The organism is Scytonema sp. UIC 10036 (assembly GCF_009725235.1).
The window spans coordinates 204,763-225,603 of sequence record NZ_WJFC01000001.1 but is presented as its reverse complement, the minus strand read 5'-3'; the positions used below and the strand labels follow the sequence as shown (position 1 = coordinate 225,603).

Here is a 20,841-nt window from a genome sequence, read left to right as displayed (position 1 = left end):
GCTAGTCTTTACACGGGTTTAACGCAACGCATATAGATGTCTATTCAACTTGAGTCGTTTTTTAGCTCGATTAATTTAGGAGGACAACATGACTATTAGGGTGTCAAATCTACCTTTACAATCTACAGAGCAAGATTTAGTGAATTTGTTTGCAGAATATGGAGATGTTCAAATTAGATTTTTGTCTGACGGTCAAGTAGAAGTCAACTTAGAAAATCAAGAAACTGAGGAGATTGCTATTGCCAGACTCAATGGTCAAGAATTCAATGGTAATATACTTTCAGTCTCTGCTGCTGAGGAAGATAGTAGAGGGTTAAAACCAACAAGCCATGGTACTGGCGGTCAAAAACCAAAGGCAAATAACTGATTAAGTATAAAAATTATGTTCGTAGTAGCGCTTCAGCGCATGCATCACTAATACAGGGCATGCGCTGAAGCGCTACTACAACCAAATATTTATTTAACTGGTCACTGTAAAAAACGTTTATGCAAATAAAAGGTAGATTATCACCGGATAAATTAGTACTTATTAAATTGGGAAGTGGTGATGTGAAAAACGGATTTCCAAAAGTCACATCTCAGTTATGGTCAGCAGGACATCCTCTTCCACAACAATTTATCGGTAGCCTACCACCAGCACCACATTTAAGCGAACTATATAGAAATTGGCAATTACTTTATCAAAATCTCTGTAGTCGTCAACATTTGCGTTCTTTAGGGCAGCCAGAAGAAGATGATGAACTAGAATTGGATGATGGTGGGATAACCAATGTTTCTCAAGTCACTTTTGACGATCTGTGTCAAAAGATGCACCAGAGTATTAATGATTGGCTCGCATCTACAGAGTTTCTTAATATTAGTCAACAACTGCGATCGCAACTGAATCCAAAAGAAGAAATAAGAGTCATTATTGAAACCAGCGATGAAATATTACAGCGCATACCTTGGTATCGTTGGAATTTTTTCAACGATTATCCCAAAGCAGAAGTGGCTCTATCCAAACCAGAGTATAAACGTTCGGAAACAAGGCAGTCACAATCGCTAAGAAAGAAAGTCAGAATCTTAGCTGTAATGGGCAACAGCAAAGATATTGACTTAGAAATAGAAACTCAGTCTCTTGGTAAGCTAACAGATGCAGAAGTTGTTGTTCTAGATAAACCCTCTCGTTTGCAATTAAATTCACAGCTTTGGGACTCACAAGGCTGGGATATCTTATTTTTTGCAGGTCACAGCCAAACGGAAGGTGAAACGGGCAGAATCTATATTAACGAAAATCCAACAAACAACAGTTTAACAATTGAACAATTAGAAGAAGCACTGAAATCAGCTATTGATAAAAATTTGCAACTAGCAATCTTTAACTCCTGTGATGGTTTGGGATTGGCGTTAGCACTAGAAAAACTAAGTATTCCCACAGTGATTGTCATGCGGGAACCCGTTCCAAATTCTGTAGCGGCAGAATTTTTTAAAAATTTTTTACACGGTTTTTCACTTCAACGACTACCCCTGTATCTTGCTGTTCAGCAAGCACGCCGAAAGTTACAAGGATTGGAAGATGACTTTCCCGGTGCTTCGTGGTTGCCAATGATTTGTCAAAACCCAGCAGTAGAACCACTCACTTGGTTGGAGTTAGGTGGAATGCCGGTGTGTCCCTACCGTGGGTTATTTGCTTTTAGCGAAGAGGATGCGGATTTATTCTTTGGGAGAGAAGAGTTTACAAAGGATTTACTAGCGGCGGTGAAAAGAAAGCCGTTAGTGGCTGTAGTTGGTTCTAGTGGAAGTGGTAAGTCGAGTACAGTTTTTGCTGGATTGGTTCCACTGTTCAGAAAAGATACTCTGATTGATTGGCAAATCGTCTCCTTTCGTCCGGGAAACAATCCCATAGCAGCATTGGCAACAGCGCTTGCCCCTTTGACAGCCACAAGTAAAACTGGAAATTACGACCAAGCAGAAGAAGGAGGATTGCGGTTCCCTGACAAAGAACAATATCAATTGATAACAGGTGTAGATAGTATTAGCGATCGCAAGTTACCGAAAAGCGATGGAAACACCCGTCGCTTAGTTGAACTGGAACTAGAAGTTGCACTCAATCATAACGTAAACGGTTTATACAAAATCATTGATAAACTGGCTCAGCAAAATCCCGAAAGCCGCTTGTTACTTATAGCCGATCAGTTTGAAGAACTCTACACTCTTTGCACCGAAAAACAGCGCCAGTACTTCTTAGATGCATTATTAACAGCCGTAAGATTAGCTCCAGCATTTACTCTAGTGATGACTTTACGAGCTGACTTTTATGGATATGCTTTATCTTACCGCCCATTCAGCGATGCTTTACAGGGAAGAGTTCTGAATCTTGGACCCATGAGTTGTGAAGAATTGCGATCGGCGATTGAAAAACCAGCAGCCCAGATGCAGGTTAAATTGGAAAATGGCTTGACAAATAAACTCATTTCTAACGTTGAAGAACAACCAGGGCGGTTACCATTATTAGAGTTTGCCCTCACACAACTGTGGTCAAAACAAAGCCAAGGATTGCTAACCCATAGAGGTTATGAAGAAATTGGCGGTGTAGAGCAAGCGCTTACCAATCATGCTGAAACAGTATATACCCAGTTAAGTGAGACAGATCGAGCCAGAGCACGGCAAGTGTTTATGCAGTTAGTACGTTTGGGGGAAGAGACAGAAGCAACTCGGAGGTTAGCAACTCGAGACGAGGTCAATTCAGAGAACTGGGATTTAGTCACACATTTAGCATCACACCGTTTAGTCGTGACAAACCGCAATGAGTTCACAGGGGAAGAAACGGTAGAAATTGTACATGAGGCACTGATTAAAAATTGGGGACGCTTAACAGATTGGCTGAAAATAGACGGTGAATTTCGTCACTGGCAAGAGCATTTACGAGGGGTTATCCGTCAGTGGGAAAGCAGCGACAAAGACGAAGGAGGGCTGTTGCGAGGAAAACCCTTGAATGATGCAGAGTACTGGCAGCTGCAACGTTTTCAAGAACTGAGTTCTCTAGAGAAAGATTTTATTCATCTTTCATTGGAACAAAGGAAGCGAGAAATCAATTTGCAAAAACGCAGGCGACAAACTGCTTTTTTGAGTCTTTCCACTGGTTTAGTCATGGCAATGGGCTTCGCTGGAATGACTTGGTGGAACTGGCAAAATTCTGTCAAAAACGAAATAGAAGCTCTCAGCAAGTCATCGGAAGGGCTATTGGCTGCAAACAATGGCTTGGAGTCGCTCATCCAAGCAGTTAGGGCAGGGCAAAAGCTGAAAAAGTCAGGCGTGACATCTCCCGAAACTCATATGCTCGTGAAATCAGCTTTGTGGAAAGCAGTTTACCGAATGCCAGAACGCAATCGCTTTTTGGGACATACAGCCAATGTCTACGATGTCAGTTTCAGTCCTAATGGTAAAATAATTGCCTCTGGTAGTGAGGACAAAACCATTAAACTCTGGAGTCGCGATGGTGAGTTACTTAAAACCATCACTGGGCATAGTGCTGCTGTGACAAGTGTCGCATTCAGCCCAGATGGCAAAACCCTTGCTTCTAGCAGTCGCGACAAAACTATTAAACTCTGGAGTCGCAATGGTGAGTTGCTCAAAACCATCACTGGACATAAAGACGATGTCACGTGCGTTACTTTTAGCCCCGATGGCAAAATCCTTGCCTCTGGTGGCAAAGACAACACGATCGCACTTTGGCATTTGGATAATGGGAAATTCCAAACTTGGAATGGACATAACGTTCTTGTCGCAAGTTTGAGTTTTAGCCCTGACGGCAAAACCCTAGTTTCTGCAAGCTGGGACAATGACATCAAGCTTTGGAATCTAGATGGTGAAATACTTAAGACTTTTTCTGGCTACACTGAAAGATTTTTCAGCGCCAGTTTTAGTCCCGATGGCAAGACCATTGTGAGTGCTGGTGGAGACAACACCGTCAAAGTTTGGTGTGTGAAATGTCAGCAACCTCAAATCCTAAAAAAACATACAGGTGCCATCAACAGCATCAGTGTTAATCCTGATGGTACTATGTTTGCATCTGCTAGTGATGACAATACCATCTTACTTTGGAGCTTCAGCGGTCAGTTACTCAATATCCTTCGCGGTCATAGCGATGCTGTCACAAGCATTATGTTTAGCCCGGATGGTAAAACGATTGCCTCTGGTAGCAAAGACAAAACTGTAAGGCTTTGGAATCGAAACGGTCAGTTACTTCAAACTCTGGTTGGGCATAAAGATGTTATCTCAAGTGTTAGTTTCAGCCCTGACAGTCAAACCATTGCTTCTGGAAGTTTTGATAAAACTATCAAATTATGGAGTCAGAACGGTCAGTTACTTCAAACCTTCAATGATAATGATGGTGCAATTTCAAACGTTGCTTTTCATCCTCAAAATCGGAGCATCGCTTTTATCATAGATAACAAAATTAAACTTTGGAGTCTCAATAATAAAGAAATCAAAACTCTTGGTCAACACGAGTTACCAATTAGAAGTATTCACTTTAGCCCCAATGGGAAAATTCTGGCTTCGGGAAGTGATGACCTGACAGTCAGACTCTGGAGCCTAGATGCTAAGGAACCCAAGATTCTTTCCAACCATTTCAGCCCTGTTAAAAGCCTAAGCTTCAGCCGCGATGGCAAAATTCTTGCTGCTGCAAGTACTTACACTATAAAGCTTTGGAGTTTAGACGAACAGCAAGAGCTTGCACAACTTGAGGTATTTGATAGTAGTTCTATCAACAGCATGAGTTTGAGCGCTAACGATAATATGATTATTTCTGGTGGCGATCGAAACCAAATTAGCTTATGGAATTTGAACTTAGATAATTTATTGGGATATGGTTGCAATTGGTTAAAAGACTATCTTAAAAATTCCAATAACAACCATATACGAAATCTATGCAGTAGTAGTAACACCTGAATTTGAAAAAGCGATTGTCGCATCCTTTCCCGCCTTCTCATATGAAACTGGTATTCCCGCCAGTTCCGTTAGAGAATTTTGTAACCTACCTTCCGCACCCGCGCATTGTCACACTACGAATTTTGAACGTTTGAGGATTTGGGGTTGGCGATCTTCGGAGCTTACCGTAGGTATCGCCATCGTAATTTTCACCATGTTTGTATAAAGTGCAGCTTTTATAGTTAGTAAAAATCAGAAAAAACCGATTGTGACAGTAGGGGGTGCGGAAGGGGAGTTCAATACTACTCGGTTAAGCCTTTTTTTTCCCCTGCGTCCCCTGCAACCCCTGCACCCCCTGCTTGTCTCACTGAACAATTTTCTTAACTGAGCGTTACTGGGACGGCATTTACCTGTTTTTGGATCTCTATTCTTACAATTTCCTCTTTTCATTGCGGGTTTTTTGTTTAATGCTTCCGCTAAATTTGTAGGTGAATCTTGATTTAACGATCCCTGTGGGTTTGTAGATGAATTTTCTAGATTTTCGTCATGACTAAAATTAGACATTGTACTCACATTCTCCTTGAAAAAGTCGAAATTAGCAACGCATATTTTTGATATGCTATAAGAAGCCTATTTGATGGTGAAATACACGTAGAGTGGGCATTGCCCATCACAAAAGGTTTTTACTGGGCAAGGCTTACTCTACAATATTTAAAATTTTTCATGAATGATTTAGAATTTCTATACTTATTAAGGTTAGTGATATATACCACGATCTGAAGCGCCAGAGCCGCAACCTCTCTTTTGAGAGGTCGTTAGAAGTGCCAACATTGTATTGGGGAATTTGGGTAAGTTTATATTTGAGACAATTGACAGAAATCGAAGTATTTTCATGATGAACTCTTATCCTTAAGTAAAATTTAAAGACAACAAGAGAGTATGCGTGTATGCACTAAAAAATCTGAGTGATTGTCTAATAGCTATGTGCTTTTGCGATCTCATTGTCGAGATTCATTAAAGTTCTACAATGAGTCTCAAATATTTTCCGGAAACCAAAAGATTGTTACCTCTCTCTATTCTCTTATTAGGGAACGGCTCGCTCGGGTTATGCAGTTGTAGAAAGATAACTCAAACAAAATACTTGACCAGAAAGGGCAACCATAACGCCCTCCGAAGCAGAGCAGGTTTTTGCATATGTGCTCCCTCACCAGAAATATAAGGTTTTGAGAGGCAAGATGGCGATCGCGGCTTTCTAAATTACGTAAAATATTTGTCAGGAAAAACTCACAGATCGTGTACGCTTTTTCTTCCAATTGCTTCCATCGTCTTCTAACCGCTTCAGTCATTGCCACTACAGCTACGGGAATAGATTTTCCATCTTCGGCGCTCCTCGCTGGGATTCGCAACGGGGTCAGTGGGTGAACGATCCCGGTATGAAAACCACCATTCCGTAACTGTAGATGAAAGCAGGTATAATACTCTTGTTCAGCATTGTTCAATTAATTGCAGTCTGACAGTGCCGACTCTCAATGTACAGTTCACGTTGTCATAGAGGTGCTGTAAGCTTATGGCAGTCAATGAAAATCGAGAAGCCTTTATTCCCTTCCGTCGCACTGATATTATTGAACTTTGCCTGCAAGATGGTCAGTTAAATGCTGCTGATGCTGACAAGTTTAAAGATTTCTGCGAAATTTTATCTGCGTACTACCACTTCCGCTTTCATAAGACCTTAGAAATTATCAAAGACAACTACGTACCTTTCAATCCTAGTACAGATGTTCAATCATTGACTCAACCAACGTTTGACCAATATGACGCGATGGAATCAAAAGTGGTTGAGGCATTTCATTACATTTTAGAGAGAGCTAATTACATTCCTTTACCTGAATCAATTGTACAGCAAGCATTAGATAGGAAATCTTTAATTGATTTGAAAACTCAAGTTGATTTTGAAGATTTTGACCGCTTTTATTGCTATTACCAAGGCGATACCAGCCATAAAATTGTTCTCAAAAAGTTATTCTTTTGGCGACAAGAAAAAAATATTGAAACTTTTGAACGAATTGTTTTACTGATTAAGTTTAAAGAAGCTGCATATTTTCGTAAAAAGAAAATGAAAATAGAGGAGTTAAATTTTACACCGGGTAAAATGTATGTTTACTTCTATAAAAATATTCCCAAACTAGATATTGACTTGCTCTTTCCTAATGTTGTCACTAGTATGACTTGGAAAGATCGCCTGCTATTCGGCATTCCTGCGATTGGAGCAGCAATTCCCTTGCTTTTAAAAGCATTACCAAATCTGTTATTACTGATTGCTGCTATTTTGCTGATTTTTAATGCGACATCTCTACTTGAATCATTAGGTTTGGTTGTAGAACAGTATAAAAGCCAAAATGTCATGCCCGTTTTAGTGGCGGCGCTATCGTTAGCGATCGCTCTCGGTGGTTTTGCTTTCCAACAATACAATAATTATAAAAATAAAAAAATCAAATTTCAAAAAGATGTGACTGATACGCTGTTTTTTAAAAATTTAGCTAGTAATATCAGTGTTTTTCAGATGCTGATGGATATTGCTGAGGAGCAGGAATGTAAAGAAATTATCTTGGTCTATTATCATCTTTTGACTAGTTCAACTCCTCTGACTCCAAGAAAGTTAGACTCTCACATTGAAAGTTGGATGGAGAGGAAGGTGGGTATCAAAATTAACTTTGATATTAACGGTCCTTTAAAGAATTTGGAAGAAATTCGTGGCAAAGTTTTGGGAAATAGGAAGGAAGTTGATAATGTATCTGAGATTCCTCTACTTACTTACGATCGCCAGGGATTTTGCCAAGTTCTTTCTTTGGATGATGCTAAGGCTGTTATCGATTATGTTTGGGACAATGCTTTTCAATATAATGGAATTGCTTTATCGTAGGGCGGACATTGCTAGAGAGAGCAATTCCTCATTTTTCTCCTCTGCGCTCTCTGCGCCTCTGCGGTTTAAAAAAAATACTTTTGAACCGCAGAGGCGCAGAGTACGCAGAGCTAGGAACGAGGTGGTAAATTGTTGGGTTTCACTGCGTTCTACCCAACCTACAGTATCTTACTCTGTGACTGAAATATCAATTGGTGGTTTTAACTGAGAGCAGATTGATAAAACTTGATGTATTTCATCGGTTATGAATTGTTTGAAGAGAGGTTCATCTGCTATGAAATCACTATCTAGTGTATTGAAAGTTTGCTGAGATAGAATATAGTCGAATCTGGGTGCCCATTTTCTAGCCCCAATTCTTGCAGTTATAGAACAATTATCAATCATGAAAGCAATGCCTTTATGGTGCATATAAGGGTTGAGAGAATCGACAGCTTCGATAATGGACTCGTTAGCGATTTCAGAGTAGGAATGCCCTTTTTCTTTTAATAGCTTAAGTTGAGCCATCATTGTTGCGATGTAAATTCCTGCGGTGACAGGATGAATGGGGATGTGATGAGATTTTCGATTCGCACGGACATGAATACCAGTTTGCCACATGGGTGTACCGTCAATTTTGCCTAGAGGATCACTTTTGTGACGGTTACTTGCTGCAATCGCACTCCGAATTTCGTTTCCGGAAGCGACTTCATCATAAATTTCTCGTAAGATTTCCATAGCAGGGTGATAGGCTGCTAAATAAGCTTTCTTGAAAGTTTCTTTATCTGTCTTATCTAATGATTCATAAACAGCCAAAATTCCTTGGTGAGATATTATTCTGCTAATTGGTCCTGTAATAGATTCCACTGAATAAATATAAGCTTCCTCACGAGAAGAACCATGACTCAGAAACCATCGGTATAAACTTTCTACAATACCGTGAATCGCCCCCAGTAAAATTCCTCGTTCTCCAAAAATATCGGATTTATACTCTGATTCCAGAGTGGTATGAAAAATCGCAGGCGAACCAATCGCTATTGCCCATCCCAGAGCATAATCTGTTGCCTTTCCATCAATATCTTGATAAATAGCAAAGCTAGAATTAATACCTGCACCATTAATTTCTTTGCCTTGCTCGTAAAGGCGTCTGACGGAAGGTCCCATACCTTTAGGGCAAACAGCGATAACATTAATATTGCTAGGAAAACACTCCCCAATATTTTTCAAATACCCCAAGAAAAATCCATGAGACAAACCCAATGTGCTCCCCGGACGCATTGCCTCAAAAATTTGCTTTTTATTTTCAGCTTGTGCAGCATCAGAAATCAGAAGAATTGATAAATCCGACTCAGAAATAACTTCATACATTTCCCCCAACGTCCCATTATCTCTAGTAAATCCAGAATTTTCTGCGCTGGAAATAGAAGCAGAATTTTCTCGCAGACCAACTTTGACTTTAATCCCACTACCTGCTAAAGAATCTCTTAAATTCTGAGCTTGAGCACGCCCCTGAGAAGACCAACCAATCACTCCAATTTGCCGAATTCCTTCAAATGCTTTAGGCAAAAGAGTAAAAAGATGCCGTCCTCCCCGAACAATATATTCTTCCGTATCAGCTAAAAAAATCTTCTCTTTCTCAAAAATTTTTGTACTAAAATCTAAACTCACGTGTTATTCCCCCCTCTAAAATTGATCCGCGTCCATCAGCGTTCAATACTACGTAGGTTAAGCAAAAAACACAAATTCAAGGTAGGTTGGGTTGCGGAACGAAACCCAACATTTATCAGCATTTGTTGGGTTTCGCTTACGCTCAACCCAACCTACAATTTCTCAAAACATACGCAGTATTGCATCAGCGTTCATCTGGGGTTCAAAATAAACTCTAGATAAACGCACACAGAAAAATAACTGTTAGTTTTTAACATACGAGTTATTTTTTTCACTGTCCAACACATTTTTCATAAGTAATTAACACTTAAAAAGTTCAAATCAGATTATGGAACTGAGACATCTACGTTACTTTGTCGTTATTGCAGAGGAACTGCACTTTGGTCGCGCTGCAGAACGACTGCACATGACTCAGCAACCTCTCAGCCAACAAATCCGTCAACTAGAAGCAGAGATAGGTGTGCTTTTGTTCCACCGTACTAAACGTCGAGTACAGTTAACAGAAGCAGGAAAAGCATTTTTAGAGGAAGCACGTCAGATATTATCTAAAGCATCTCAGGCGGTAGAGATGGCAAGGCAAGTTGCTCGCGGAGAAAACGGTAGACTGACAGTAGGATTCTCTGGTTTTGCCACTTACAGTCTTTTGCCCAAAGTTCTGAGGATATTCCGAGAGCGCTTTCCACGAGTGGAACTAGAATTGGAAGAGATGACATCCAGCGCTCAACTTCAAGCTTTGCAAGATCGACAAATTCACCTCGGTTTGATGATTCCACCTATACCCGATACGGGGTTAGTCCAAGAACTAATCCTACGCGAGCCATTGGTAGTGATTTTGCCAGAAACTCATCCACTTGCCACTCAGCCAGAGTTAAAATTATCTGTACTTGCTAACGAGTCCTTCATTTTGGTCTCTCGTCATCTCGAACCGGGCTATTACGATTTATGTATCAGTTTGTTTCAACAAGCTGGTTTCTGCCCTAAAGTTGTTCAAAAAGCAAGCCAGAAGCAGACAATTCTCGGTCTTGTCTCCGCCGATATGGGTGTTTCCCTTGCACCTGCTTCCATCCGCAACATTCATAGAACTGGGGTAGTATATACAACTCTCAGTCCCTTAAATGTGGAGGTAGAGTTAGTCGCAGTTTGGCGACAGGATGAAACTTCTGCTGTCTTACAGACGTTTGTTCGCGTTATTCAAGAAATCATTGCTCAAACTTTATAAGTAGATCGGTGTGAAAAAACCTAACTTTGTGAAAGGGCTGTTAGTGATTATTAGTTATACTGCAAACGGCTAATAGCTAGACTTTTTATAAATAGCTATAACCTTTGCATAACGAAGCTTTTGAAGTCCCAAGTTCAACACTATAATTTGATTGGTACAATTTTCACACTTCCATAAGTCAGGAGAGAACTGATGATTTCAGATGAAATGGGGAGGCAACTGCACAATCGCTCAACACTTGGCGAAGAACTCACTAACTTGGAAAAAGAGCAGCTAGATGGTTGGTATGCAAAGCTAGATGCAATTGAAAGCAAGCTGCTTAGTGACAATGCTGACTCTCAAATGAACTTAGCAAAATTGCAAACTCAGATTGAAGCATCCTTAAACCAGTTAACATTTGTAACTCAACGCATTCAGCAAATATCTAGCGAAAATGATAATTTACGCCAAGAAGTTGGTGTATTACGACAACAGTTAACGGCTCGACGTTCGGCATGACTATATCAAAAGAAGTACGAGAACAAGTTCAACAACGGGCAAACTATGCCTGCGAATTTTGTGGAGTGAGAGAAAATGACGTAGGAGGAACTCTAACGGTCGATCACTACCAACCCCAATCGAAAGGAGGTTCTGACAATTTAGAAAACCTAATTTATTGCTGCGCTTGTTGTAATCAATATAAACAAGATTACTGGAGTACGGATGAGTCTTTACCAAAATTGTGGAATCCTCGTTCTGAACACTACGATAAACATTTTATTGAGTTAGAGGATGGGCAGTTGCTGGCTCTGACTACAACAGGAGAATTTACTTGCAGACGATTACGGCTGAATCGTCCACCTTTAATTGCCTATCGCCTTCAACGCCGTCGCCAAACAGAAGAAACTCGTCTACTAGAACGATACCGAGATTTAGTTTTGTTGCTAACACAATTAAATGCCCAATTAACAAATTTAGTAACAGAACAACAAGGTCTCTTGAAAGAACAACGAGATATATTACAAGCTTTACTTCGGAATCAACAAGATAGTTTCTAATAGTAGATCTACAGTAAAAAGTGTCACCCGGAAAAATTATCGTCTGGGTGACAAATTTGTTTGAGCTACTTCAAAGAGCACTACTTAACAATAAATAAAAATTTTTAAGAATTCCGTATTTTCTGGGTGCTTGTACAGCTTATTAGGATATATGCTAGCAGCCAAAAGCTAACTGCAAGTTACGTTACACAGTTAGTAATATGCACGTTTAAAAACCCGATTCTGGTTTCGAGAAATCGGGTTTCTTTGTGCAGTGCGGTAAGATGCCAGATCCAGAGTCGGTACATATTCAACGTGGAAGCAAAAAACAAATACAGAAATGAATAGATATTAGTTTTGCAGGCACGGTGACTTTGCTGCCTTCGTTTGATGTGACAAGCATAGCCATTAAAGTTAATACTCACTTCATGTAGGCAGTATTTTTCACTTATCTCTCATTCAAATTTAACCGTATATTTCCTGAGTTATTCGAGCGTAGCGTAACTAGTATTAATACTCAAGAGTTTAGCTCGACAAGTTCTGTTTTTCAGAAATTATTTTTTTAAATGTAGCTAATATCAAGTCTATTCAATCAGTTGGCGAATGATAGGTCTGACCCCCACCTCGTTCCCAGCCTCAGGCTGGGAATGCCTTTTTGGGAGGCTCCGCTCCGCCTCCTGTAGCGATCTGCAAGGCGAGGCTCCGCCTCGCAGCCTGCATTCCTAGGTAGAACCTGGGAACGAGAGAACGAGAGAGTGCTACATGACGGGTCTGACCTACCGTTTGTCAACAGTATCCGCATGAGTTACCGGGATCTAACTGTTACTTTTTCATCCCAGGAGTCCGTCCACCTTCGTCGTTACTTCCACCATGAGGATGGGAATTTCCGGGGTCGCAACCCTCAGCACCATTACCAATTCCTTGGTTGCAATGCTGTTTCTTGGGTTTTACCTGTTCAACATTGAGTTCTTCAGCTTCTCCTTGCTGTCCAACCTGCATTTGCGTTCGCCCTACAGCATATTGCGAGGATATATCTACCACTTCCCCAGTGCTTACCAATGCTTTATATATCAAAGCGACAACTTCAGCGCGAGTTGCTACTTTGTCAGCATTGAGTGACTGAACGTCAGGATAATTAACGACAATACCCCGTTGTGTGAGTGCTGCGATCGCATTCCGAACGTCGCTTCTAATAGTTGTTGCATCAGTGTAAGCAGTCAGAATGGCTTCTGTAGATCCGCTCACAGTATAGTTGAGACCTTCTGCCAAGGCAAACAAAGTTTCTAAGCGAGAAAGGTTCATAGTTGGGTTGAACATATTGCCAGAAGCTCCCAAGAAGCCCATTTGATAGGCTTCGCGGATAGCATTGTAAGCCCAGTATGCGGTTGAGACATCTTTGAACTTAACTGCACTCCGGATTGTGACTCTATCAAAAGCTTGGCTTAACATTGCTGCAAATTGAGCGCGAGTCACATATTCATCTGGACGGAAAGTTCCATCAGGGAATCCTTCAATAATTTCTAGCGCTGCTAACTCAGCAATAAAATCTTTAGCCCAGTGGTTCACAGATACATCCGAAAACTTCACTTGAACGCCACTGGCTGTACCGACTTCCCGATAGCCCATCATCATTTGAGTCATATCGTAAGTGGAACTACCGTCAGCGCTCACTTCCTGTAGTTGTACCAGTTGACCGGGTTTAGCTTTTAAAGCTGCGGCTAAGTTAGAATTAAAAACATTGAGAGACTGACGAACAACTGCAAATTCACCTTTGGAGAAGGAAGCAGGATAAACACTAGTTTTAGCAACAGTTGAATAACCTTGAGCTTGAAACTGGCTTACTTTGACTTGTTGGGAACTGCTGAAGAAGCTAGCACTTTGACCGCTCACTTGGGAGAAGTAGTCATAGGTGGTAGAACCTTCATCAACAACGCCATCAAAGTCAGCATCTAAACCGTAAACAGTACGGACAACTTTATATTGTGTTGGGTTTGCCGATAAAATCAGATTAACGACTGTATTTGCAGACAAAGATTCAAATTCGCTATAGCCGATAAAGCGGTTTTGAGTATCAAACAAGCGCACAACTATTCTGTCGCCTGCTTTCAACCCCTTGACAAATTTAGCTTTCTGCTTAATCTTATACTTGTAATCACCTAAAAAGCGCTCTTTGAAGTAGCCTTTGCCACGCTTACCTTTCACAGAAATACGGGCAATGACTTCGGAAAAACTTCCTGATGGTTGCAGAATAGAAAGAGTAAAACCTGTTTTGCTTTTAACAGCAACAGTTGCAGCGCTAATTTGAGTGTTTTGTACGGATGCAGCAACTGCACCGCTAGACTGAGAACTTTGTGCAGAAGCCGCTACACCACTTGCTTGTGTTCTGCGCTGTACCACTACGGTTTCACGGCGTTGGAGAGTGGTTGTGCGACGGCTAATTTGTTCGTTGGTGCTTCGCACCTTCATCATTGTTGCAGTAATCGCTTGGGTTGAGCCTTCATCAAGCTTTGCGATCGCACCAGACTCGTTCGTGCGGTACACCCACATTTGGTCGTTACTTGCAACAACAAGTTGCCAACCGGGTACTAAAACTTTAGTACAACTTCCTTCTTCTTGTAATCCCAAACAACCATTAGGCCAAATAATCCTTTCTGCTTTAACAACCCGCAATGCAGAAGCTTCTACACTTGTACGTTGGGAAATATCACTCAATACCGCTGTTTTGACTTCTTCTGGCAATTCTGATGAAACTTTTGTCTCGTTGTCATCATCATTGTCATCATCAGCAATTATTAATCGTTGATGAGCAGAAGTTTCAGCGCTTTGTGCTTCGGTAGTTTTGGATACGGAAGCCGCAATAGCTGACGATGCTGGAGAAGCGATCGCCAAATAAGCAGCAGCCAAAACAAATTTGCCGAAGTTAGTTAAATAGGATTGATTCATGTGTCCCACACCATTGAAAACAGCATTAGTGGTAAATGCGCCCTAATGCCTCCCTCGTCTATTTATCCCTCCGATACAGTAAAAATTAACACTAAAATCAAAATGTTAAAAAACTTCATCTTTTTTCTGTTCTTGCGTATAAATACTGATTAAGTTAGCTCAGAACCCCACCTCAACACCTCGTTCCCAGGCGGAGCCTGGGAATGCCTTCGGTGAGGCTCCGCCTCCTGTACCGCTCTACCACGCCCCGCAGAGCAAGCCATGCTTATCCTACGTAATTACCTGCAATTAGAACAGCGATTTTCCGCAGCCCTGATGTCGCCAAAGTGGATCGCAAGCCAATGATTATAAAGATAGAACAAGACTTGAAAGAAAAGGGCTTACAAGCAAGAGGTGTGCAAAGGCGATCGCTTTACTCGATCGTGCAGCAACTCCTACCTGCTGTTGATGAAAAGACAGAAGCTGAGTTGGTGGCGTTAGAAAAACTTTTTGAACGATAAACGCAAGGAATTAAGAAATATTAAGAGACAAGAATGACACATCTTCAATTTCAATATCTAAGACAGATAAAAGATAGAACATTAGCACGTTAACGTACAAATTCTTGAATCTTGTTAGGAATAGTCATGATTGAAATGCAATCATAGCATTAATATAACTTAAAATCATATCTAATTCGACCATAGCCTCTAGTTCAGTAGCTTCTTCTGATGTCAGTAAATCAGCTTTTTTTCTATCTAGAAGTTCTTGCATCCGTGAGCCTAACTCTTCAGTAAATTTGAAAAGATTGAGATTGTTCACTTTTTCAACTCGAATACCGGATGTTAACCACGATGAAGGTTTAATGACTACTGGGTTCATAATTTTATACTCATTACCGATTGACAACGCTTACTTTAATTATGTTGCCAATTAATTTTAGACGATTGGGAAGCCTTAACGAAGTGTAATCCTCTGACAGCTCCCTAGAGCAACAGAATAGTTTGGCGGAAGATGGTGTAGAAAAACGGGTGCGATAAGCAGGGTAAGGCTTGCGCCGAAGCGATAAGCAGGGTAAGGCTTGCGCTTCGCGAACGCAATTTACTGTCACTGCTTCTAAAAAACTCCCCTTATTTAAGTATTAGTACTTATTTACCATCATAAGATTACCGATCTTCGTCTTCTCCTTCTTCGCGTACTTTGCGTCAAGTGTGGTTCATTTAATTAAGTAATCTCCCTTGCGGGATAGGAGTAAACCTGAGTACCCACATATCTCACGCTCGTTGCGATACGGCTGAAGCCAGTAGTTTAAAGCTTTGTGAGAAATCTGGGAGTATAGCAATCTTATTCGCTGTAAGAAAAAACACTGAAATAAAGAATTTTTAGTAGCCGCAAAAAAATTGAGTTGTGATAATCTTAAATTACACAAGTCTTTTTTGCTTAAGATTTGGGAGTCGCATTTAAATAATGTACCAATCAGTTCATGACAACAATGAAAGAGTCACAAGGCATTGTACCCTTACACGCTGGTATTTTATTTCTACGCTAGTCCCTTTGTCAAAGGTAGATAAAGTAAAATGGGATTCAAAGAAGAACTTCGAGAAGCACTGATGCATGCATTTCGTTGTGCAACAGAATTAGAAATAATGCTAAGCGATAAGTTGGATTGGAACTTACATCAAATAGCAGGTGGAAACAATTATAAACACATTGTGTATAGGTTAATTATTTATGCTGAATCTCAAGGAAAGCTAAGAGAACTTATAGAAGCAGCAAAAACAGCTAATCCTGGGAATCCTAAATTACAAACAATTGATTTAAATAGAATAGAAAATCTAACATTTCAAGACAATAATCTACTTTACGAGGCCTTACTCTCTCTAAACTACCAGGATCAAGTTGACAAGTTTCAAAAATTTTGGAATTATCATAACAATTGCCTTCCACGCTGTTTTTTAGTTCGCGGTGAGCCTAAAAGTTGTCAACGGTGGTTATTGAACCGATTGTTACAAACATCTCTTCGCTGTAGTACAACAGCCAAAAAAGTACGGATTTCTTTGGCAGAACGCGGGGAAAGTTACATAGAGGATATATGGGCTAAATTAAGTTTGGAGTTAAAAACTTCAGCATCGCCTCAAAAACTTGTAACTCAAACCTATGAAGATTGGCAAAAGGAAACAGTAATTATTGTTTTTCCTAACTTCGATAGATTATGTCCTACAGAAGCCAAACAGTTGATAGAAAAATTTTGGAATCCTTTGGTAGAAAAGGTGCAAAACTGTTCTCAAGGTTGCAATTCTTATTTAGTGATGTTTTTAGTTGATAATCGAGGCTACGCTTCTGAGTGGAAAATTGATTGGGCTAAGGACCTAGAAAAATATAGCCCATTATATCCTATGGATTTAGAACCAATTTCTGACTTTTCTGAAAAATTGCTCATTAGTTGGGTCATGGGTAACCATCAGTTACTGGGTTCTACAGGAAATGATGAACAACTCCAAAAACTAGCCCAAGATTTTTGGAGAAATAGCCGTCAGGGAATTCCTGAATTGGCGATGGAGGAAATTTGCAAGCATTGCGGCTCTAGTTGGTCTGATATCATGAACTTACTATCCTTATGAATAACATTCAGTGTAATCTAGAATATACAGGCAAAGTTAATCCTAAACCAGGAGACAAAGACCATCAGGGAAAAGACCTATTGCCTTACCTTCCAAATGATGAGTTGAAAGAATCTGTGAGATTAGCGATCGCCCTCGAACGTCCTTTATTACTCATGGGGGAACCGGGTTGTGGAAAAACTCGGCTGACAAGTGCGATCGCTTATGAATTCACCCAAAATAATCGAGAACTGTTAGAATCCTTGGGATTAAAAAGCTATCCCTACGAAACCTGGTATGTTAAATCCACCAGTCGGGCTAAAGATGGGCTTTATATCTATGATGCTGTTGCTCGCTTGCGGGATGCTCAGCTAGCAGGATTTGATAAGTTGGATGAGAGGGGACTCGAACGTCTTCAAGACTCCAGTCAGAAAGGTTACATCAAATTCGGACCATTGGGAAGAGCTTTTCAAAGCGAGCTACGAACGATTCTCCTCATTGATGAAATTGATAAAGCGGATATAGATTTTCCCAACGATTTGCTATTGGAACTTGAAGAAAAACGGTTTTTCATTGAAGAAACTGGAAAAGAGATTCCCGAAGTAGGAAAGCAAGTAGCTCCTCCCATTGTTGTTATTACCAGCAATAACGAGAAAGACTTACCCGATGCGTTTCTTCGTCGCTGCATTTTCCACTACCTAGAGTTTCCCAGTAAAGAAGAATTAATTGAAATTGTTAAAGTCCATTTTGAAGACAAAAAGTTACCAGAGTTTTCCATTGAACTCCTGGTTGACGAATTTTTAGAAGTTCGTGACAAAACAGACAAAAACAGTGGCAAGCAGGTTAGTACAAGTGAATTAATTGACTGGATTAAAGCCCTAGTACTTTCTTTTTCTCTGGAGGAAATTCGTAACAAACTTGAGCAAAAGCAAATACCGTTTTTAGGTGTATTGTTAAAAACCCGCGACGAAAAAATTCGCTATAAAAAACAGCGCCATGATACCAAATGACCCGCATCTACTAGAACTCTTCTGGGGACTGCGACAAGCAGGATTGCTCCTCAGAATAGAGGATTACCAATTGCTCAGCCAAGCATGGGAAAAAGGCTTTCGACCAGAGAACTACCAAGATTTGCGAAAATTATGTCGGCGCTTGTGGGTAAAAAACCGGGCTGAAAAACAGTGCTTTGAGAACTATTTTGACCAATACCTAAAACAGCAGCAGTTATCTCAATCTGAAAATAAAATTTCCTCTGCTGCTAAATCTCCATCCACTCAAAGAACAACAGATGCAAAAACCACAGAATCAGAACCAGTAACCACAGAAGCATCACCAACCCAAGCCAATCTACCTAGGGTAGAAAATTTAGACAGGAAAGAAGAACCGCAAGAAGTTGCTCAAGCAGTTTCCCTATCCCTACCTTCCCAGCGCTTTACTCTCACCGACGAGTACTTTCCTGTCACGCGACGCCAAATGCAACAAGGTTGGCGTAAACTTCGCCAACCAGTTCGAGAAGGAGCAGAGATTGAGTTGGATATTTCAGCCACAGTTAAACGTATCAGCCAAGAAGGATTTTTCTTGGAACCCGTGCTTATCCCCAGCCGTATCAATCAAACCGAACTGCTGCTATTGATTGACCGGAGTAATTCCACAATTCCCTTTGCGCCCATAGCAGAGAGATTAGCAGAAACAGCCCAGCAAGAAGGACGTTTGGGTAAAACTAAAATTTACTACTTTCGCAACAGCCCCACGGACTCTCTCTATTCCGACCTTAACCTGTTGCAAAAGCAACCCCTTACCGACATCATCCCCCACCTACACTCAAATCATACAGTAGTTGTCATTTTTAGTGACGGAGGGGCGGCGCGTGGAGGTTTCAACCCAAAGCGAGTTGAATTACTGGAGAACTTTCTCGATCGCATTAGACCCGTAGTGCGACAAGTTGCATGGCTGAATCCTTTACCAGCAAACCGTTGGCGCGGTAACACTGCAAGTTGGGTTACCGAACTCGTTTCCATGTATCCCTTCGACCTCACTGGGTGGCGGAGAACGATCGACGACCTGCGAGGACGCCAGAAACTTGTAAAAGAGTATGATGATTCAGCGAATGGTTTAGAATTAGTAGCCAATCCGCAGTTTATTCAGCAAGTGCGAGGGCGACTTCAGCAGGTGCTGGAAAAACTCAAACACATCCCCATAGATGAGTATAGTCGCTACGAAAGTGCGGCTCGTTACATCATTGATTTTTCCAAACACGGTCAAGCTTATCTGGATTTCGCCTGTCATGCTGCTTTTCCTCTCGCCCTCACTCCCGATCTATCGTATTATTTGCGAGAAAACTTTAAGCGCGATCGACAAGGGACATCGTTAAATATTCCTTGGCTTGCTATTCCAGACCTTTTGTTATCCAATCTATGCAATCCCGCAGGTCAACCATTGTATGAAATGGATAGTGCTGTGCGACATCTATTACTGAAACTGCTACAAACGGATGAACGATTTGGCAATCCACGGTTAGAAGAGCTATCTGAGTGTTTGCTCTTTTACTTGCAGCAAAGATTAGAGCAGACTAATTTAGATATCAAAGATTTTGGCGAAAAACCAGAATGGATTGCCTTAGCATACACGAAACCCAAAGAGCTTGCTTATCATCTTGCTACAATGTTGGAACAAATGTACTTAGGAGATAAAGCCGACAAGGTAAGAACGACATCTCTAACTGCTACCTTTGCAGACCCTCTGGTGGAAGAAGGATTTCAACCTCTTTTAACTTTTGCATCTGCTTGGGGACGTTTAGCGAGAGGATATGACGAAGGAGCCAGGGAATTATTTGACGAACTTTCACCAAACTTATCAGAGCTAGATATTGAAGGGGTGAAACTTACTATTCCAGGGCGCAGCAATCTGCCCCAATTATCTCAATTTTCTTTTGATGTTGTCACCGTTAACGCCCTAGGAAAGATAATCAAACGGGAAAAGCATCAAGCCAATTACTTTACAGAATATCTCCCCGATAATGTCACTTTAGAAATGGTTTCTATTCCCGGTGGTACTTTTCTCATGGGTTCACCAGAAACGGAAGAAGGACATCAGGAACGTGAAAGCCCCCAACACGAGGTCACCGTTCAACCGTTTTTTATGGGAAAATATCCAATCACCCAAGCACAATGGCGTGCGATCGCAGGACTTCCGCAAGTGAATCGCGAACTCGATCCCGATCCTTCTCTATTTAAAGGAAGCGATTTACCAGTAGAGTGTGTAAGTTGGTATGATGCAGTAGAGTTTTGTGATAGACTATCTATACATACCAAACGTAACTACCGACTGCCAAGTGGGGCAGAGTGGGAGTATAGTTGCCGTTCAGGTACGACGACACCGTTCCACTTTGGCGAAACTATTACGCCTGAGTTAGCGAATTACAACGGCAACTCTACTTATGGCTCTGGCTCAAAAGGAAAATACCGTGAACGAACAACGCCTGTAGGTAGCTTGAAAGTAGCAAATGTCTTTGGCTTGTTTGATATGCACGGGAACGTTTGGGAATGGTGTGCGGATACCTTTCATAACAGTTATAAAGATGCACTATAAAGATGCACTATAAAGATGCAC

At 41.0% G+C, this 20,841-nt stretch carries 14 protein-coding genes; 10 read left to right on the top strand and 4 right to left on the bottom strand.

Going from position 1 to position 20,841, the window contains the following annotated elements; genetic code table 11:
- The first annotated feature begins 88 nt into the window (after nucleotides 1-88).
- Together F7734_RS01075 and F7734_RS01070 are read left to right on the top strand one after the other, a co-directional pair.
- Nucleotides 89-367, top strand: a complete 279-nt coding sequence (locus F7734_RS01075) for an RNA-binding protein (protein ID WP_155742978.1) — start codon at nucleotides 89-91, stop codon at nucleotides 365-367.
- 119 nt (nucleotides 368-486) lie between these two features.
- Nucleotides 487-4,932: a CHAT domain-containing protein gene (locus F7734_RS01070; protein ID WP_155742977.1), complete on the top strand. Its 4,446-nt coding sequence runs from the start codon at nucleotides 487-489 to the stop codon at nucleotides 4,930-4,932.
- Between the two features lie 1,052 nt (nucleotides 4,933-5,984).
- On the opposite strand, the gene F7734_RS01065 is transcribed toward F7734_RS01070, so the two are convergent.
- Entirely contained in the window at nucleotides 5,985-6,410 is a 426-nt protein-coding gene (locus F7734_RS01065; RefSeq protein ID WP_155742976.1) for a hypothetical protein, read from the bottom strand.
- A gap of 68 nt (nucleotides 6,411-6,478) precedes the next feature.
- Here F7734_RS01065 and F7734_RS01060 point away from each other — a divergent pair, with 68 nt between their 5' ends.
- Entirely contained in the window at nucleotides 6,479-7,831 is a 1,353-nt protein-coding gene (locus tag F7734_RS01060) for a TMEM143 family protein (RefSeq protein ID WP_155742975.1), read from the top strand.
- Between the two features lie 168 nt (nucleotides 7,832-7,999).
- Here F7734_RS01060 and F7734_RS01055 read toward each other — a convergent pair whose 3' ends face one another.
- A complete protein-coding gene (locus F7734_RS01055) occupies nucleotides 8,000-9,475 on the bottom strand; it encodes a ketol-acid reductoisomerase (protein ID WP_166481657.1) in 1,476 nt (491 codons plus the stop codon).
- A 328-nt stretch (nucleotides 9,476-9,803) separates the two neighbouring features.
- Between F7734_RS01055 and F7734_RS01050 the strand changes: the two genes are divergently transcribed.
- From F7734_RS01050 to F7734_RS01040, 3 genes are all read left to right on the top strand, one after another.
- The gene (locus F7734_RS01050) at nucleotides 9,804-10,694 is read left to right on the top strand and encodes a LysR family transcriptional regulator (RefSeq protein WP_155742974.1); all 891 of its coding nucleotides are present in this window, start codon (nucleotides 9,804-9,806) and stop codon (nucleotides 10,692-10,694) included.
- A gap of 192 nt (nucleotides 10,695-10,886) precedes the next feature.
- Nucleotides 10,887-11,192: a hypothetical protein gene (locus F7734_RS01045; RefSeq protein WP_155742973.1), complete on the top strand. Its 306-nt coding sequence runs from the start codon at nucleotides 10,887-10,889 to the stop codon at nucleotides 11,190-11,192.
- The gene (locus F7734_RS01040; RefSeq protein ID WP_155742972.1) at nucleotides 11,189-11,731 is read left to right on the top strand and encodes an HNH endonuclease; all 543 of its coding nucleotides are present in this window, start codon (nucleotides 11,189-11,191) and stop codon (nucleotides 11,729-11,731) included. Before F7734_RS01045 ends, F7734_RS01040 begins: the two co-directional genes overlap by 4 nt.
- Before the next feature lie 801 nt (nucleotides 11,732-12,532).
- Here the strand turns inward: F7734_RS01040 and F7734_RS01035 are convergent.
- Entirely contained in the window at nucleotides 12,533-14,653 is a 2,121-nt protein-coding gene (locus tag F7734_RS01035) for an S-layer homology domain-containing protein (RefSeq protein ID WP_155742971.1), read from the bottom strand.
- A gap of 341 nt (nucleotides 14,654-14,994) precedes the next feature.
- Between F7734_RS01035 and F7734_RS01030 the strand changes: the two genes are divergently transcribed.
- The gene (locus F7734_RS01030) at nucleotides 14,995-15,153 is read left to right on the top strand and encodes a hypothetical protein (RefSeq protein ID WP_155742970.1); all 159 of its coding nucleotides are present in this window, start codon (nucleotides 14,995-14,997) and stop codon (nucleotides 15,151-15,153) included.
- Nucleotides 15,154-15,277: 124 nt separating this feature from the next.
- On the opposite strand, the gene F7734_RS01025 is transcribed toward F7734_RS01030, so the two are convergent.
- Nucleotides 15,278-15,514: a hypothetical protein gene (locus F7734_RS01025; RefSeq protein ID WP_155742969.1), complete on the bottom strand. Its 237-nt coding sequence runs from the start codon at nucleotides 15,512-15,514 to the stop codon at nucleotides 15,278-15,280.
- 695 nt (nucleotides 15,515-16,209) lie between these two features.
- On the opposite strand from F7734_RS01025, the gene F7734_RS01020 reads away from it, so the two are divergent.
- From F7734_RS01020 to F7734_RS61635, 3 genes are read left to right on the top strand one after another with little or no spacing between them, the layout of a single operon-like run.
- Nucleotides 16,210-17,253 (top strand): effector-associated domain EAD1-containing protein, encoded by a 1,044-nt coding sequence (locus tag F7734_RS01020; protein WP_155742968.1) that lies wholly within the window; start codon nucleotides 16,210-16,212, stop codon nucleotides 17,251-17,253.
- The gene (locus F7734_RS01015) at nucleotides 17,250-18,242 is read left to right on the top strand and encodes a MoxR family ATPase (RefSeq protein WP_155742967.1); all 993 of its coding nucleotides are present in this window, start codon (nucleotides 17,250-17,252) and stop codon (nucleotides 18,240-18,242) included. Before F7734_RS01020 ends, F7734_RS01015 begins: the two co-directional genes overlap by 4 nt.
- Entirely contained in the window at nucleotides 18,229-20,820 is a 2,592-nt protein-coding gene (locus F7734_RS61635; protein ID WP_207713968.1) for an SUMF1/EgtB/PvdO family nonheme iron enzyme, read from the top strand. The genes F7734_RS01015 and F7734_RS61635 overlap by 14 nt, the downstream gene beginning before the upstream one ends.
- The last annotated feature ends 21 nt before the right edge of the window (nucleotides 20,821-20,841 follow it).